At 47.5% G+C, this 14,826-nt stretch carries 23 protein-coding genes; all 23 read right to left on the minus strand.

Features of this window, described 5'->3' with window-relative positions; genetic code table 11:
- Nucleotides 1-88 precede the first annotated feature (88 nt).
- The 23 genes from L1F30_RS13340 to L1F30_RS13450 all read right to left on the minus strand — a co-directional run bounded on the left by L1F30_RS13340 (nt 89) and on the right by L1F30_RS13450 (nt 14,813).
- A complete protein-coding gene (locus L1F30_RS13340) occupies nt 89-934 on the minus strand; it encodes a hypothetical protein (RefSeq protein ID WP_253356729.1) in 846 nt (281 codons plus the stop codon).
- Nucleotides 924-1,610, minus strand: coding sequence for an iron-containing redox enzyme family protein (locus L1F30_RS13345; protein ID WP_253356730.1), 687 nt, complete (start codon nt 1,608-1,610; stop codon nt 924-926). Before L1F30_RS13345 ends, L1F30_RS13340 begins: the two co-directional genes overlap by 11 nt.
- On the minus strand, nt 1,611-2,717 hold the full coding sequence (locus L1F30_RS13350; RefSeq protein ID WP_253356731.1) for a beta-ketoacyl-ACP synthase III: 1,107 nt from the start codon (nt 2,715-2,717) through the stop codon (nt 1,611-1,613). It lies immediately after the preceding gene.
- On the minus strand, nt 2,714-3,286 hold the full coding sequence (locus L1F30_RS13355) for a diguanylate cyclase (RefSeq protein WP_253356732.1): 573 nt from the start codon (nt 3,284-3,286) through the stop codon (nt 2,714-2,716). Before L1F30_RS13355 ends, L1F30_RS13350 begins: the two co-directional genes overlap by 4 nt.
- Before the next feature lie 384 nt (nt 3,287-3,670).
- Complete coding sequence (locus tag L1F30_RS13360) at nt 3,671-4,024, minus strand: hypothetical protein (RefSeq protein WP_253356733.1); 354 nt, start codon at nt 4,022-4,024, stop codon at nt 3,671-3,673.
- 83 nt (nt 4,025-4,107) lie between these two features.
- Nucleotides 4,108-4,395 carry a hypothetical protein gene (locus L1F30_RS13365; protein ID WP_253356734.1) on the minus strand — a complete coding sequence of 96 codons (288 nt, stop codon included), beginning with the start codon at nt 4,393-4,395 and terminating at the stop codon, nt 4,108-4,110.
- A gap of 68 nt (nt 4,396-4,463) precedes the next feature.
- A complete protein-coding gene (locus L1F30_RS13370; protein WP_253356735.1) occupies nt 4,464-4,928 on the minus strand; it encodes a hypothetical protein in 465 nt (154 codons plus the stop codon).
- A gap of 119 nt (nt 4,929-5,047) precedes the next feature.
- Entirely contained in the window at nt 5,048-5,722 is a 675-nt protein-coding gene (locus tag L1F30_RS13375) for an alpha/beta fold hydrolase (protein WP_253356736.1), read from the minus strand.
- A 99-nt stretch (nt 5,723-5,821) separates the two neighbouring features.
- The gene (locus tag L1F30_RS13380) at nt 5,822-6,148 is read right to left on the minus strand and encodes a hypothetical protein (protein WP_253356737.1); all 327 of its coding nucleotides are present in this window, start codon (nt 6,146-6,148) and stop codon (nt 5,822-5,824) included.
- 101 nt (nt 6,149-6,249) lie between these two features.
- A complete protein-coding gene (locus tag L1F30_RS13385; protein WP_253356738.1) occupies nt 6,250-6,630 on the minus strand; it encodes a VOC family protein in 381 nt (126 codons plus the stop codon).
- A 123-nt stretch (nt 6,631-6,753) separates the two neighbouring features.
- On the minus strand, nt 6,754-7,176 hold the full coding sequence (locus L1F30_RS13390) for a hypothetical protein (RefSeq protein WP_253356739.1): 423 nt from the start codon (nt 7,174-7,176) through the stop codon (nt 6,754-6,756).
- 489 nt (nt 7,177-7,665) lie between these two features.
- Nucleotides 7,666-8,094 carry a hypothetical protein gene (locus tag L1F30_RS13395; protein WP_253356740.1) on the minus strand — a complete coding sequence of 143 codons (429 nt, stop codon included), beginning with the start codon at nt 8,092-8,094 and terminating at the stop codon, nt 7,666-7,668.
- Between the two features lie 110 nt (nt 8,095-8,204).
- Nucleotides 8,205-8,639 (minus strand): hypothetical protein, encoded by a 435-nt coding sequence (locus L1F30_RS13400; RefSeq protein ID WP_253356741.1) that lies wholly within the window; start codon nt 8,637-8,639, stop codon nt 8,205-8,207.
- A 40-nt stretch (nt 8,640-8,679) separates the two neighbouring features.
- Nucleotides 8,680-9,150, minus strand: a complete 471-nt coding sequence (locus L1F30_RS13405) for a hypothetical protein (RefSeq protein WP_253356742.1) — start codon at nt 9,148-9,150, stop codon at nt 8,680-8,682.
- A 482-nt stretch (nt 9,151-9,632) separates the two neighbouring features.
- Nucleotides 9,633-9,914, minus strand: a complete 282-nt coding sequence (locus L1F30_RS13410; RefSeq protein WP_253356743.1) for a hypothetical protein — start codon at nt 9,912-9,914, stop codon at nt 9,633-9,635.
- Between the two features lie 546 nt (nt 9,915-10,460).
- On the minus strand, nt 10,461-10,694 hold the full coding sequence (locus tag L1F30_RS13415) for a hypothetical protein (protein WP_253356744.1): 234 nt from the start codon (nt 10,692-10,694) through the stop codon (nt 10,461-10,463).
- A 170-nt stretch (nt 10,695-10,864) separates the two neighbouring features.
- Entirely contained in the window at nt 10,865-11,074 is a 210-nt protein-coding gene (locus tag L1F30_RS13420) for a hypothetical protein (protein WP_253356745.1), read from the minus strand.
- Between the two features lie 503 nt (nt 11,075-11,577).
- Nucleotides 11,578-11,835, minus strand: coding sequence for a hypothetical protein (locus L1F30_RS13425; RefSeq protein WP_253356746.1), 258 nt, complete (start codon nt 11,833-11,835; stop codon nt 11,578-11,580).
- A gap of 58 nt (nt 11,836-11,893) precedes the next feature.
- Nucleotides 11,894-12,403, minus strand: coding sequence for a DUF1287 domain-containing protein (locus L1F30_RS13430; RefSeq protein ID WP_253356747.1), 510 nt, complete (start codon nt 12,401-12,403; stop codon nt 11,894-11,896).
- Between the two features lie 185 nt (nt 12,404-12,588).
- Nucleotides 12,589-12,960 (minus strand): STAS/SEC14 domain-containing protein, encoded by a 372-nt coding sequence (locus tag L1F30_RS13435; RefSeq protein ID WP_253356748.1) that lies wholly within the window; start codon nt 12,958-12,960, stop codon nt 12,589-12,591.
- Nucleotides 12,961-13,013: 53 nt separating this feature from the next.
- Complete coding sequence (locus L1F30_RS13440; protein ID WP_253356749.1) at nt 13,014-13,466, minus strand: YaiI/YqxD family protein; 453 nt, start codon at nt 13,464-13,466, stop codon at nt 13,014-13,016.
- A gap of 30 nt (nt 13,467-13,496) precedes the next feature.
- On the minus strand, nt 13,497-14,444 hold the full coding sequence (locus tag L1F30_RS13445; protein WP_253356750.1) for a pyridoxal-phosphate dependent enzyme: 948 nt from the start codon (nt 14,442-14,444) through the stop codon (nt 13,497-13,499).
- 15 nt (nt 14,445-14,459) lie between these two features.
- Nucleotides 14,460-14,813 carry a DUF1428 domain-containing protein gene (locus L1F30_RS13450; RefSeq protein WP_253356751.1) on the minus strand — a complete coding sequence of 118 codons (354 nt, stop codon included), beginning with the start codon at nt 14,811-14,813 and terminating at the stop codon, nt 14,460-14,462.
- Between the last annotated feature and the right edge of the window lie 13 nt (nt 14,814-14,826).

Genomic DNA, 14,826 nt, shown 5'->3' on the forward strand with positions numbered 1-14,826 from the left:
TGATTGAAAGTTCTGTAACCCTAGCATAACGCTGGCGCAAGCGAAGAGCTGCAATGCGCGCCAAAATGCTTATCTGACTCAAATTATCCTAAACAGCGCTCCTATAGCGTTGCTGCAAATAAGCATACATATGCTCAGTAAAAAAACCGTGCATTAAAAATCGCTGACCCAAGTTCCAGGGGCCCACCAGATAATGAGGATATTTATTATAAGCCATCTCGCGCAAGCTATTGTCTCCCACCAGATTACCAATGCGGATGGCAATAGATTGGTCGAGGTTAAAACCATTAATGGCATCACGGTATTCTTCGCGAGTTAACAACAGACTAAACAGACACATGAACAACGCATGTGAAGTCTCAAAATCAAGGCACTGAGTGAACTTTTCACTCACTTCGAATTTTTCCATATCAATGCTTTGCCAGCCTTTCCATTTCAGCTCCCCTGCCTCAAGCGGCTGCTCTGGGGGCCTCCAATGACCCAGCTCACTAAACAAACGAAAGAGTTCCTGGTCGTGCTCAACGAAGCTTGCGCTTATCATATCGGCAATCTTGTTCGGATAGAGGCGCACCGGAGTAAACTCCACCTCGGGGCTGTTTTCAGCAAGAAAGTTGAGGATATTAGACTCAGTGGCATAGTGGCGTAAAATCAGCAAATTGGCTTCTTTACTTACAAAATGAGTGCAGAACCAGCAGATGAGCCGTTGCAGGGTGACATGCGCACTAAACTGCGGAAGCGGCAAGCGCTTAAACAACCAAATCAGGTGCAGTAATACAGCAAAAAAGAACTGCAGTAGCGGCCGCACACTCCAACGCAACGGGTTTTGCAGATCTTTTAGCCAGAGATCCAGCGCCGCCTGTTCAATCGGCAGTGAGTTATCGCTGGCAATGGCACGCAGATAGGCACTGTAGCTGGCTTTTTTATCAGTAGTCATTATCCACCTCTTCCATTTGCAGGCAATATAGCCTGGCCGTCACGCGGGCGGTGCGCACTATCGCAGCCAACTGGGTCGGGCTTTCGCATAAACGGTTAAGCAGCTTATAAAGCTTTTGCATATGGGCATCATCATTCGCGCCATGGTAGCGCATAAAGCGGGTATAGCTGCCATCACCGCCAGTAGCCTTGTCGATTTGGGTAGCCCAGTTGTCAGCCATCTTCTGGCCTAGACCTTCAATGATCCACATCGCGCCCACTAAATCGACCGGATTTGGCTGACTGGCGCGATACATCAGGAATCCATGCAAGGCTTCGGTACCGATATTGCGCGGTGCGCTTTGAATATCTGCCAAGTTGCCGCCGGCGGCAACAAAGTCGCAGTCGAGCATTTCGTAATCACGGTGCTCTTCACGGGCGTGGCCGATTATGGTGGATCGCACGTCGCTATAGTCGCGATCAAAGCTAGACGCGCAACGGCTTATCCAGCGCGAACCCTCGATTACTTGCTGGCGCCAATTTAAAAGCAGTTGGCAATAGTCGGCTTTACTGAACTGGCCCCGGTCTAACCGCTGCAGCAATGGCACCCGGCCCAGCTGTCGCTCAAACTCGAACCAAACGCGCATCAGTTCCTGCAAGCACTGCTGGCTCTGCGGACTCAATTCCTGCTCTTTCATTCAGGCCTCTACGACTGTTAATTGCATATAAGCATTATTAAAGCGCCCACTCTCGGGCACCATACATAAAATAGTATCACCTGGCTGATGCGGCTGACTGGTTCGAAATTCGTCCAACATGATAAAAATAGAGGCGCAACCAGTATTGCCGCGGCTATACAAATTGGTGTACCACTTGTGCTCGGCAATACCTACACCGGCTCGCTGCATCATGTCGAAAATTTTACTTTTAAAATAATGAGATGAGTAATGGCATAGTACATGGTCAATATTTTCCGGCTGCACTCGCCCCTCACTGATTAAACGCAGATAACCGTCTACACCTAACTTGACGATATTTTCCAGCAGGCGAACGTCCTGACGGATTAACAAAGCACCGGCAGCTTCAGCCTCGCCATAGCTGGGGTAGTCCTGCCAGCTTTTGTGTTGGCTGTCGCCTGCCGGATAGCCAACACTCATACACACCGGATAGGCATCGGCATGGGAGAAGCTACGAATCCAGTCAATGCGAAAGCATTTACCACGCGGCTGGGTTTCCAGCAACAAAGCACCTGCACCGTCAGATAGCATCCAGCGTAAAAACTCGGCATTAAAATCGAGCTTGCTGCCGGCGGCTTCATAGCGGCTGGCTTTAAACAGGCGCGAGGTCAGCTCGCTGGCCACCACCAACGCATTGGATTGTTCGCCAGCTTTCAAGTTAGTAAAGGCAGCTTTCAAAGCCATCAAACTACTGGAGCAAATGCCGTGACTGCTGTGCAATTCAACGTCACTCAACGCCAGCTCAGCCTGCAACATAGAGCCGAAACCAGGCAGCACAATATCCCCCTGACTGGTGGCGGCGCTGAGCATTTTAATCTGGCGTTTGCCTAAAAAGCTGCTGCTCAAGCAGTGCTCTGCGGCTTTGGCAGCCATAGCAGCATTGGAAATAGTCGTATTGTGATCAGCATCAATTGCATAATGCCGCGTTTGAATACCGTTAGACTGCAAAATACGCCGCCGCAGCCTGCTAGGTTTACCGTGCACCATACCCAGCAGGGGCTCCATTTCATCGTTAGTGATCGGCGGGCCAGGTAAATAATTGCCACTACTCGTGATGTAAACGCTCATTCTTGCTCCCGACGACGCTTCAGTGCGACCAACAAACAACGCATATTTTCTTCCATATAAGGCAGCACGCACACTAAAGCCATAAAGCCGAGGTAATACGGCAGATAGGCCTCCCCTCCGTGGGCATAAGGCATGGGGTTAAGTTTAAACTCACCTTGCCAATCAAAGCTCACCAGCTTAATAAACACCGGGTAATTAATTACGATGATCAGCAGCAGCATATACAAAGGCAAGGTAGCCAGATAATTGTGTGCATGCATTTCCCAGATACTGATATAGCGCTTCGGCGCGGCGTAGTGCACATCGTAATGCGCCACCAACTCGTGTGCCAACCAGGCTACGAGGCATATCAACATAATCAGGACATTCACCTCGAAGAGTAGGCATAGCAAAATTGGGACTGCCATTTGCAGCCCCATTAGCGAGTGAATAAGTGACTCTTTTAGGCCAGAGTTATGCTCTATGCGTGTAGATCGGTGACAGCACCAGTCAACAAACCCGGCAATGCCCCAAAGCGGTAAAAACACATACAGTATTAACTGAATAAGTAAATAATTGGTTTGCAACACCGAATTCCTTTTGGCGCTTAGTCAGTTGTGCACTATAACTGAAAGATTATTAAATGTGGATGTACCAAGCTAAAAGACAATAATTTCACATAGCAACCGATTTCATTTAGTCAAAGCGAAAATTAGTCAGTGCGATCCAGCTACTGATCAATAGGGTCTTTGATCTCGTCTATTCTTGTAAGCAGCCGATTTTCTTTCACCACATTGCCGGACGAGTGAAGCTCTACGCCGGGTCTTGGCTTCGATCCGCACAATGAATGGAACATCACCCGGAGCCTTGGCTTTATTGGTACCACCAGAGAAATCAAATGAGTCGGACCCTATTGATCTTGACCCTATTGATCTGTCCAGTGGAGCGAAGCGGAACGATGTTTGACCGCCTTGTTAGTTGCATTTCTCTAGCTCGGCTTTCAGTACATCAACATGAACCATCCGAGCAAGCCCTTCACCGACAGAAGTTGCGCAAGTAGCGCACCACTGTGCTCTTAAAATAGCTTCCTCAAGCATGAACCGCTTCACTTCAAGATTTGAGGCTTGCGCGCTTTTAGATTGCAATACCAACGAGCCAAAATCAGTGTCTTGAGGCCAAGGAAGCTTTTCCGCTTCAACAATAAAAATCCTAAATATTTCCTTTGCACAGCTAAGGCTCTCAGATGCTGAAATAGAAGCTGCTATTACCTCAACAACTTCGGGATCAAAGCCAGCTTGAATAATTGCTTTCCGAGTATGCAAATACATCTACTGGCCTCACTAACGCCCGGAGAAAACGCGAGCGGAGCGAGTCGAGGCCGACAGGCCGTTTTGGTTGCGTTTGTTAAGCATTATGCCCATATAATTTCAACTTCACTGGCCTGGCGCTTGTTTTCTTGTTTCGTTTCTTTGTTGTAAACGCGTATATGATGTCCTACAGATAGGATTAGCTTCGCTGCTTCCTCCAACGTTTCAACATATACTTTCGTAGCACTGTAATTTAGTGGTTTTTTAGTTTTTCTTGAAAGCTCTTCTGAGTGAAGAACATAGTAACCATTCTTCGGAGTTGCAATAAACTTCTTACCCTCTACAGAGCCTTTGGTCCCCCAAGCAATAATTTCCTTTACCTTTCGTGACATAGCTCATCCCAGATTCTTAACGCCAATAGCAAGCGCGCCGCTTTTCGGCGTCGCATTGCCTATTTTTGTTAGTTGTCATAGACCGGAACTCCATAGAAGTTACCTTCCTTTTCTCCACCAAACATACTGACTGGATAGTGCTCCCCAGAAACGCCAACCAACGTAAGCTGACCCATCAATTCATAGCCCGCGTCACACAAATTGGCCGATAAATCGACGATCAATGCGGCGCCGCTCAAATAGTAGGCAGGCTCACCCAGAATGATATCGCTTCCGTTAGGATACGTATTAACTACATCTAATACTCTCCAATCACCCGAGGAACAGGAATCTGCAACGGCTTCAGTGAATTTAACCGTGAGCCGTTGCTTAATGGATCCTTCGTTATCCAAGATCACGAGAACCCACGGCTCATTCACTTTGAAAGTCCTTGGAGTCTCCTGTGACGACCAAACCTGATAGGGATATGGCGCCGTAGAAGAACAACCTAAGGTCATCATTAATAAAATATTTAAGATCAGTAAATTCTTCATAAAACAACTAACGCCCAGCGCAGGCGCAGCCAGCGCGGATCGCATTTTGTGTTAATGTTTGAGCGCCAGCGAGTAACACAAAATGTGCGTAGCGTTGGCTGTCGCTCTGCCGCTGTTTGTTACGTGGTTATGGCACGGACTATGACTCTCGCACACGATTCCGGGGCCGTTTGTGCAATGAAGTGTCCGCCTTCCACAGATTCGATACTCAAGTGGGGATAGATATCACCCAAAACTTTAACTGCATCATATGAAACCAAGCGATCATTTGTTGGCCGGATATACACGGCTGCAGTTGGTAGATGACCTTTTGGCTCATCAAGTTCAGCAATATTCAATAAACGCTGTTTTAACGTGCTTGGCCCAACCTCTGCGATTGCTTGGCGAACTTGATCCATTAGCACCCATTTGCCAAGGCCGTTAAAACATAGCATTTTCATAAGCCAGTTTGGAAACAGATTAGGCTTAATAACAGACTCCGGCAAGGAGGCAGCAAACCTTGCCAGCTTTCCGGGACGGGAAACAAAGCTAGCTATAAAAACTACTTTCGAGACTCTACCGCCAAGGATATTGCATAATTCATACGCAATTCTTCCAGAATATGATTCAGCAACCACCACAACGTTTGAAGATCCAATTTTTCCAGCTATCTCCTCAGCCTGCTGGCGGTAGCTCACGGCCTGCATTTCATTGAGGCAAACAACTTCAAGGTCTATTTCTTTCGGGATATTCTGAATTAGCTCGTTGAAGAGCAAACCCGTTCCATCCATTCCTGGTAGAAATAGAATTTTCAATGTTTAGCTACCATCACGTAACGCCAAGCTTTGGGGCGCGAACGTAGTGAGCGTCCCAGCCGCGTTTTTAGCGGCGACAACAGCGCCTTGTTATGCGATTTACTCTGCACTAGATTTCAGCCTTTTTATACCATTGTATGTATCTACTTCAATCTCTTTGGTTTTAGCCATCGCTTCCTCCCGAGGAATTCGTATGAACGCATAGAAATCGACTTCTCCATGCGCCATTGATTGGTAATGGAGCTCTGTACCAACTGGAAGTACACCAGAGCCTTGCGAACTATTAATGGAAAGCGGTTCATTCAACTCATAGGTCGTTGAATATACAAATTGCCAACTTGCAGTTAGATATCCAGCAAAAAAAGTGATTGCTACCAGGGCTGTAATTCCTATTACTTTTCTCAAGGCTGATTCCTGCTTACGCATAACGCCGCAATTACCGGCTGAAACGAAGTTGTGGATTTTGCGGTAGCGTAGCGATTAACCGCAAAAGGAACAACGCAGTGGAAGTCCGGTAAATTGCCTTGTTATGCACTTTGTTCGACTCTCCATGGAGGATTTAAACGGTTTTCACCAGCCCAAAATAGTTTAATTTTATTACCCGATGGGTCATGCAGCACAGCTTCTCTCCATAGATAATTCATATCCATGGGCTCTTGATCGAACTTAAACCCTTTTTTCTTTAGGCCAAGAACTAACTTATCCAACTCTGTATTCTCAAAGTAGATTACCGCACCATTTGAATATTGATTTGCTTCGAGAGAAAGGGAAAAAGTGGCTTCACCCTCAGGACATTCAAACCGGGCATAGTGGGGAGTATCTACTATTTGAAGAAATCCCATTCGCCTATAAAAATCTGTTGCCTCTTCCATATTTATTACTGGCAAAGTCACCTGATTCATATTCATACTTTTACTCTTTAGATTGCATAACGCCCAGCTAAGCCGCCGGAACGGAGTTGATTGTTTTGTGCGAGCGTAGCGGAAAAGCACAAAACGAGCAACGCAGTGGAGGTCAGTTTGAGCTGTTTGTTAGGCATTGCTTGCCTCGATTTTAATACCCAGTGTCATCGGAGGAAACACATGCCTTATTACTACCTTTTTGTCATTTTTGAGCGTGAATTTCGTTTGGTTTTCTACACCCTCGCCAAGGTAATCATCCTGCTTTATTTCCAATATTTTTGAAGGAAGGCCCTCCATTTCAAGTAGAAAAGACTGCTCCTGAAATTTCCCCTCACTCACCTTCAGCCCGAGCGCGGGAAAGCGACCTGGCAGTTCTACTTCGCACGGCTTAATCGTGAATGTAGATTGATCATCAAAAACCAATTCAATCGAATGGCAAAAAAGAAAACCCTCGTTCGCATCATCTTTCCAAGCCGAATGAACTTCATCATGACTTATTCCCGTTCGAATTTCGATAAGGTTCTTATTTTCGAAGATGGTAGTTTCTCTCATGGCTGCCTAACGCCCGGTTTAGGGGCGGCCGGAGCGTCAGCGTAGGCCGTCCCAGCCGCACGTTTTTTGTGCGGTGACTAGAACCGCTTGTTATGCGCGACCTAGTTACGCACCGCCCTTTGTTTATTTAGCCCAACTTACAGGCCATTTATTCTTAAATTAACACTGCCATTGCCTGGCAGCGCTAGAAAAACCCCTTAAGAAAACGGAGTTTACAACAATGTTTGTTTCAAAGAGTTCGCTTTGACGCCAAACTTTTCTTGACTACGAAGTTACCAGCGATGGGCGCCACCAATCAATTCTGATTTTATCCGAACTACTTGGAGCCACCCTACTTCGACGCCTTTTGTTCATGACTACGAAGGAATTTGTGTGCCATCACTCTCGGGATTTCGCTTTTCCGCATAACGCCCGGTTTAGGCGCGGCTGGAGCGTAGCGTAAGCCGTCGCAGCCGCACGTTTTTTGTGCGGCGAACCTACAACCGCTTGTTATACAACTGACTCAAGCCTTCTGTGATCCTTATCTAATTTAACGCTAACGAGATGTTCAACGCCATACTCTGTTAACACTGCTGAGACTCGGTCTTTCAGAGATTCAAGATATTCTGAATCCTCAATAATTGTAGAGTTCCATAAAAGACGCTTAATTTTTTTATTTGAGGTTAGATGAATCCTGAACTCATACTTTTCTATATCATCCGTAAACACATCAATTGCGTAGCTAAATGGATCACTTTTTCCGTTATTAAACCAAATGAACCAACCCCAATCTTCTTGCTCCGACTGAATATCAGTAAACTCCTTGACCAAATGACTCAATAGATCGACAAAGTGCTCACCGCCGTAGCAACATTCATTGAAGTAAAAATCTTCATCCGCATAATCGACCTTTTTACGGAAGCTTATTTCATATGGCATAGATGACCTTTGTATAACGCCGCAATATGGGGCGGCTGGAACGAAGCGCAGCGTAGTGTACGCCGTCCCAGCCCGCGACTTTAGCGGGCGATATAATTGCCTTGTTATGTTTATTTTTCACTTCTTGGTTTGAATTCCTTTAGGCACTTCTTTTCATCCTCCTGCAAACCGTAGCTAAATCCGGTGTCAATTGGATGAAGGGTATCCATATTAATAAGTAAATGCTTTTCAAAATCGTATGGATGGCTACTCTTCTGAAGAGATATGTAAGGTGGCAACCCTCCTGGTTCGGATCCGTGATACCACGAAGCGTGGAGAGTAATTATTTCGTCGCCTTTTAGTGCGAACAGCTCTTTCATACATTTAGGAAAAGTAACTGATTTACTCCCAAGCCTTAGCTCCAATTTACTTTCTACAAAAATAGCAGGCTGATAGTCACTCGGAAGTCCAATTAGTATATCGCCATCTCTTTTAATAATGGTATCTTCATGGCCAACCGCGGCTAGAGAATACAGAGCTATTAACAGTATTAGAATTATCTTCATCGTTCACCTAGAAACATAACGCCTCAAACAGGGGCGCGCGTTAGCGCGTCCCGGCCGGAGGCCCTTGCTGCTTTGGCTTGTTAAGGCATTTTAGCCTGCTTAGTATATTTTTGTAATCATATAGCAAGTCAGATTTAGGCTCTCCATGGAATTGATTAAAACTAGTATCAGGAATCGATTGCTCAAATACCCTATACCGCTTATGCCATTCACTATGAGCCTCTGCAAATACCGTTTTTGCTGTAGATGAAAACTGATTTGCTGTTATATCTATATCCATTTGACCTAACCTAAGCCACACGTGTCTCTGTGATATTTTGTATCTGTTTTCACCTCGCAGCATCATGATCCCTTTATGATCAAGTTCTTCAACTAGAAACTTTGCCAAAAGGTATGACGAATACTCACAACAAGCCTTGGGGAATTGTGAGAATAGACCGAATCTAAACTCCTCAGGATCAATGGAAAGTAAAGATTTTCTAAATAGTCTTACTTGTTTGTATATTTCCATGCTTGATACTGATTGAGCCTTAACGCCCGGTTTAGGGGCGGCCGGAGCGTCAGCGTAGGCCGTCCCAGCCGCGTATTTTGCGGCGACCCTAGAACCGCTTGTTATGCGCGACCTAGTTACGCACCGCCCTTTGTTTATTTAGCCCAACTTACAGGCCAATTATTCTTAAATTAACACTGCCATTGCCTGGCAGCGCTAGAAAAACCCCTTAATAAGACGGAGTTTACAACAATGTTTGTTTCAAGGAGTTCTCTTTGACGCCAAACTTTTCTTGACTACGAAGTTACCAGCGATGGACGCCACTAATCAATCTTGATTTTATCCGTACTACTTGGAGGCACCCTACTTTGATGCCCTGCCGATCATCGCTACGAAGTGCTTGTTGCGCAACCAAACTCCGGATTTCGCTTTTCCGCATAACGCCTCAAACAGGGGCGCGCGTTCAGCGCGTCCCGGCCGCAGGCCCTTGCTGCTTTGGCTTGTTATGCAACATCATGCTTCTTTTTAATGGCATCTAAGACTATTTCGCATGCTTCAAAAGCATACACATATGCATCAATGTAGTCTTGCTGAGAGCCTGATCCTGTAATGTTTCTCACTTGCAAAAGGAGTTGATCTTCATATTTAGTTTTGAGTCTTTTCAAGACCGGCAATACCTTTGCTGGCTCCACACCTTCGAGATACTCAAGCGCTGACCGGACTCTCTCTTCCTTTGTAGAGTTCCATCCATTATCAAGTATTCCATCAAGTCGATTAATGTCCATATATCTTCCACTGCATAACGCCCGGTTTAGGGGCGGCCGGAGCGTCAGCGTAGGCCGTCCCAGCCGCGTTTTTTGCGGCGACCCTAGAACCGCTTGTTATGCGCGACCTAGTTACACACCGCCCTTCGCTTATTTTGCCCAATTTACAGGCACATTATTCTTGAACCAACACCGCCAATACCTGGCAGCGCAAGAAAAGCCCCTAATAATGTTGACCTTACAACAATATTTTTAAAGAGTTCTCTTTGACTCCAAACTTATCTTGAATACGAAGTTAACAACAATGGGCTAGCCCAATCAATTAAATTTGCAACCTTACTTCTTTGATCTGCTTCACTTTAATGCCGCGCTGATCATGACTACGAAGTAATTTGCGCGCCATCATTCTCGGGATTTCGCTTTTCCGCATAACGCCCGCATAAAACGCGGCTAATACGGAGGTTGATTTGTGTTAATTTGAGAGCGTTAGCGAACAACACAAAACAACCGGAGTATTGGCCGTCGATTTTAATGCGATTGTTATGTGGTAGTTTACCGCCCACTTTATTATTTACCACCAAGGCTAAATGCCCTATACACTGCCAATACAATTGGGTAAGCAGCCACAGCACCCGCTATAAGTATGCCAAACAAACATAGCAAATTCTTTGACCAACCAGTTAACGTATATTGAAAAACTGAAATTTCATTTACAAAAAAACCATAGATAGACCCACCAACTAAAAACAAATACGCAGCGGAAAAAACATAAAACATTATTGAAGAAAGGTTGTTACCCATAAATATTCCGTAAGACTCGCATCACAGAGAACACATAACGCCGCCATTTGCGGCAAATTTTGAGTGGAGCGTTTTGAGCTAGCGTAGCGTTAAAGCGCAAAACGAACCACGGAAAATTTGTCCAGCCAGCTTTGCTGGCGGTGCAAGATGGCCTTGTTATGTTTTTAGTTTCACCCGATGTTTTCTTGTGCAACCTGTGTTTGCTCACCCTTTTTATCAAGACCTAGCAAAAGAGGAAGCAGAACAGCCATTACAAAAACGTAGAAAAACTGAATAGCCCCACTATCGGTAAAGGAAAGCCCTAATAGGGCCGCGCTAAACATCATGCTTTGACCAAGAAATCGATCGGCAAACTTTGAATCTTCTTTTTGGTAGCTCATTGGATTTTACTCTCCCTGAAATCAATTGAACCTGAAGTAAACATAACAGCTTATTCAATGGCCAGTCTAAATCTAGACCAGCCCTCCATATCTAGACATGCCTGTGTCTATATCTAGGCATGCCATCCATTTGAGCCAAATAATGCCATAAGTTAGCGGGCATGTGTCTATATTTGGCGCCAATGAAACCCTTAGCCCGGCAAGATGTGTCTAGATCTAGCCTCGGGTTGTTAATTTTCGGGCCTGGGTCTGGATCTAGACATGTCCAGATTTAGACATAGCCATATTTAGACATGTCTAAATCCAGGCCTGTGCATATATAGACTCGCCTGCTATTCCTCTGTACCTAAGTACGGTTATTTTACGGCGCGTTTTCGGGCTGTAGTTTCGGGCTGTAGTTTCGGGCTGTAGAATGGCTAAATCTCAGCCTGTGCAGCGGGCGAATGATGCTGCCTACCAGGCCCAGCGCCGCGAGTTATCGGGGAAAGATAAAAACACTGGCGTCATTCAGCCTCACCTGAGCGCTCCAACATTTCACGCTCACGCTGATATTGCTCGTAGGACTTTTCCGCACGGGATATACACTCGGCTTGCTGGCTTGGCGGGCGCTGCATGCACGCCGAGCGGTTACTGGTTTGAATGCCGTCGTAAATTTGCCGCTGGCTGCAAGCCGTCACAACAAACAACAACACGCCCAGCAACCCGACAATAAGAATACCTGGCCATTTATTCATGTTAGAAGGAGGGATTAATTGATTCATATACGTCCTTTTAAAGTCATCTATTAATTAACTTACACAAACGCTACAGGCTTTACACTTATTTTGGAAAATACCGGTAATGGCCGGTAACAGGGTAGGCAAAGAGTATGTCTTCCACTACAGGCCCCTTGCCAATATTGTGCACAATCAGCGGGCGCAGCTCATCTTCTGAATGCTGATCAATCACGATGCCAATGTGTGGCAGCGCCCCTCCTACTCGCCAGGTGACCAAATCCCCCGGCAGATAATCCTCAGGCGCATCTGTTACCGCCAGCGCTTCACCATAGCGACTGAAAAAAGTTTGTAGATTCGGCACCCGCCGGTGATCTATGTTGGTATCGGGTGCGCGCAATCCCCAAATTCTGGCTGATGGATAGGCCGAAAAATTTTCGCGCATGTCTTCATGCACCTGCTGCTGTAAATCAATACCCAACGCGCGATAACTGCGAATAACCACATCGGTACACACACCAATAGACGCAGGTACATCCCCCATGGGGTAACCTATTGACAGATAGCGCCCATCGTACACAACAGACTCGCGGGTGCGCGCTATAGCCGCCTGCACCAAGGCGGAAGCCTTAGGATTTTCAGCAGGCCAATAATGCGCAGCCCCCTGACTTTGCTGTTTTGGCTGCTCGCTTTGTGCATTACAGAGAGGGGCAAGCATTAAGCAGGCACAAAAAAGAAGCCCTTGAGCGAATTGGCAAAAGGCTCTTAGGGTACCCGCAAAGTTTGGCCCACCAATCAAATTTATAGCGCCAACCATGCACAGGCCTCGCTGCGGGATTCAAAATACTTTACTTCACCGCCCACAAACCAGTTGCCCACGGTTGCCGCCAACGACTGCCACCCGGCACTGCCAAGCAGCGCAATTTTCCGAAATTGCCGCCCATGCGCCAGTCCCAGTTTCAGATCGTCCCAGGCTGCGCGTAGCTCCCAACCTTCGAAAGCCGTGATATCCATAAATACGTCTACAGATTGCTCGGGCACGCCGGCCAATGCAGCTTCAAGCAGTGGCGTCATTTGGGTGTAATCTTCATGGGTGAGCTTGCCGTAGGCGCGCAGATTTAAATGCAACCGCCCTTTATGGCGCTCTATACCAATGGTGAAACCGTGGCTCATAGGCGGCTCCTGTTCGTCAAAATGTGCAAGGCCACCCCATTTACAGGCAGCACCTACGCTTTAGAGAGTTTAGCCAACAATCGGTCTAGTTGATCTGCAAAGGTTTTGCGGTCGCCGTGATTGAGCGGTGGCGGGCCGCCGGTGTGTACACCACTTGAGCGCAGCGTATCCATAAAATCGCGCATATTAAGCCGTGCCTTGATATTGGCCTTGGTGTAGGCCTCGCCGCGCGGATTAATGGCGTAGGCACCCAGGGTTAGCACCTCATCAGCCAGAGGGATGTCTTGGGTAATCACCAGGTCGCCCGGGCTCAGGCGCTTTACAATTTCGTTATCTGCAACGTCGAAGCCTGCGGCCACTTGCACACTGGAGATGTATTTTGACGGCGGCACTTTAATGTACTGGTTTGCTACCAGTGTAGTGCCAATACACTTGCGCTCGGCTGCGCGAAAAATAATCTCTTTGATTACCACCGGGCAGGCATCGGCATCAACCCAAATATGCATATTTCATTTACCAAAAATTTTAAATTGCAATTAACGCGCGAGCTGTGCAAAGGGCAGCGCGGTTAGCTCCACATTGCCGCCAGACAAAATTACACCCAAGCGCGCACCGCGAAATATTTCCGGGTGCTCAAGTATGGCGGCAACAGGTACCGCAGCAGAAGCTTCTATCACGATTTTCAGGCGCGACCACACCAGCGCCATTGCCTCAATAATACCGGCCTCTGAAACGGTGAGAATATCGTGTACGTGGTTTTTAATCACGGCGAAATTTTCAACACCCACCAAGGTGCGTAACCCATCGGCAATAGTATTTGGCGTTTGTTCGGTCACGCGCACGCCGGTTTTGAACCCGCGCGCGGCATCGTCTGCGCCAGCCGGCTCCGCACCAATCACCCGTAAACCTTTCACACCAGCCGCGGCAAGCGCCGTGCCCGCCAGCAGGCCGCCACCGCCCACGGGGGCCATAATAATTTCTAATGGCTCAGGCACTTGGGAGATTAACTCAAGCGCCGCCGTGCCCTGGCCGGCAATGATGTGCGCGTGATCATAGGGCGGCACAAAGCAGGCGCCGGTTTCTTCAACTAACTGGGCAGCGGTAGCTTCACGGGCGGCCTGTGTGGGCTCGCATTCCACAATATTGCCGCCATAAGCCGCCACCGCAGCTTTTTTAACAGCCGGCGCGTTGCTTGGCATTACGATGTGGGCCGTTAACCCGAATACGCCGGCTGCATAGGCCAGTGCCGCACCGTGGTTGCCCGATGAATGGGTGGCCACGGCGTGCGCGCCCGTGAGCTGGGCCACGGCATTGATTGCACCGCGAGCTTTGAAAGCACCCACCTTCTGGAAGTTTTCACATTTGAAAAAAACATTAGCACCCAGTGCCTCATTAATTAAAGCACTGGTAAGCACCGGTGTTTGATGTACAAAGGGGCGAATGCGATCTGCGGCGCGCACCACATCCTGGTAGACAACAGCCATAGCGCTACCCCTAAATTAAAGTACGAGCAGCTGTTGAAAGCCGCCGTAGATCAACCGCTTGCCATCAAAGGGCATGGGGTTAACGGCCGGGTCTAGGCGTTCATCGGCCATGATTTTTGGCATGGCCTCATCGCGCACTGCCTTGGAGGGCCACTCCACCCAAGAGAACACCACCGTTTCATGGGGCTCTGCCATTACCGCCTGCGGGAAAGAGGTGAGCTTGCCGGTGGGTACGTCATCGCCCCAACACTCCACCAGCTTTAAGGCGCCATAGGCCTTAAACACCTCTGCGGCCTTGTGCGCATGTTCAAGGTATTGGGTTTTATTTTCAGTGGGTACTGCTGCAACAAATCCTTCTACGTAGATCATCACTGCCTCGCTA

The organism is Simiduia sp. 21SJ11W-1 (assembly GCF_024138675.1).
Classification (GTDB): Bacteria; Pseudomonadota; Gammaproteobacteria; order Pseudomonadales; family Cellvibrionaceae; genus Simiduia.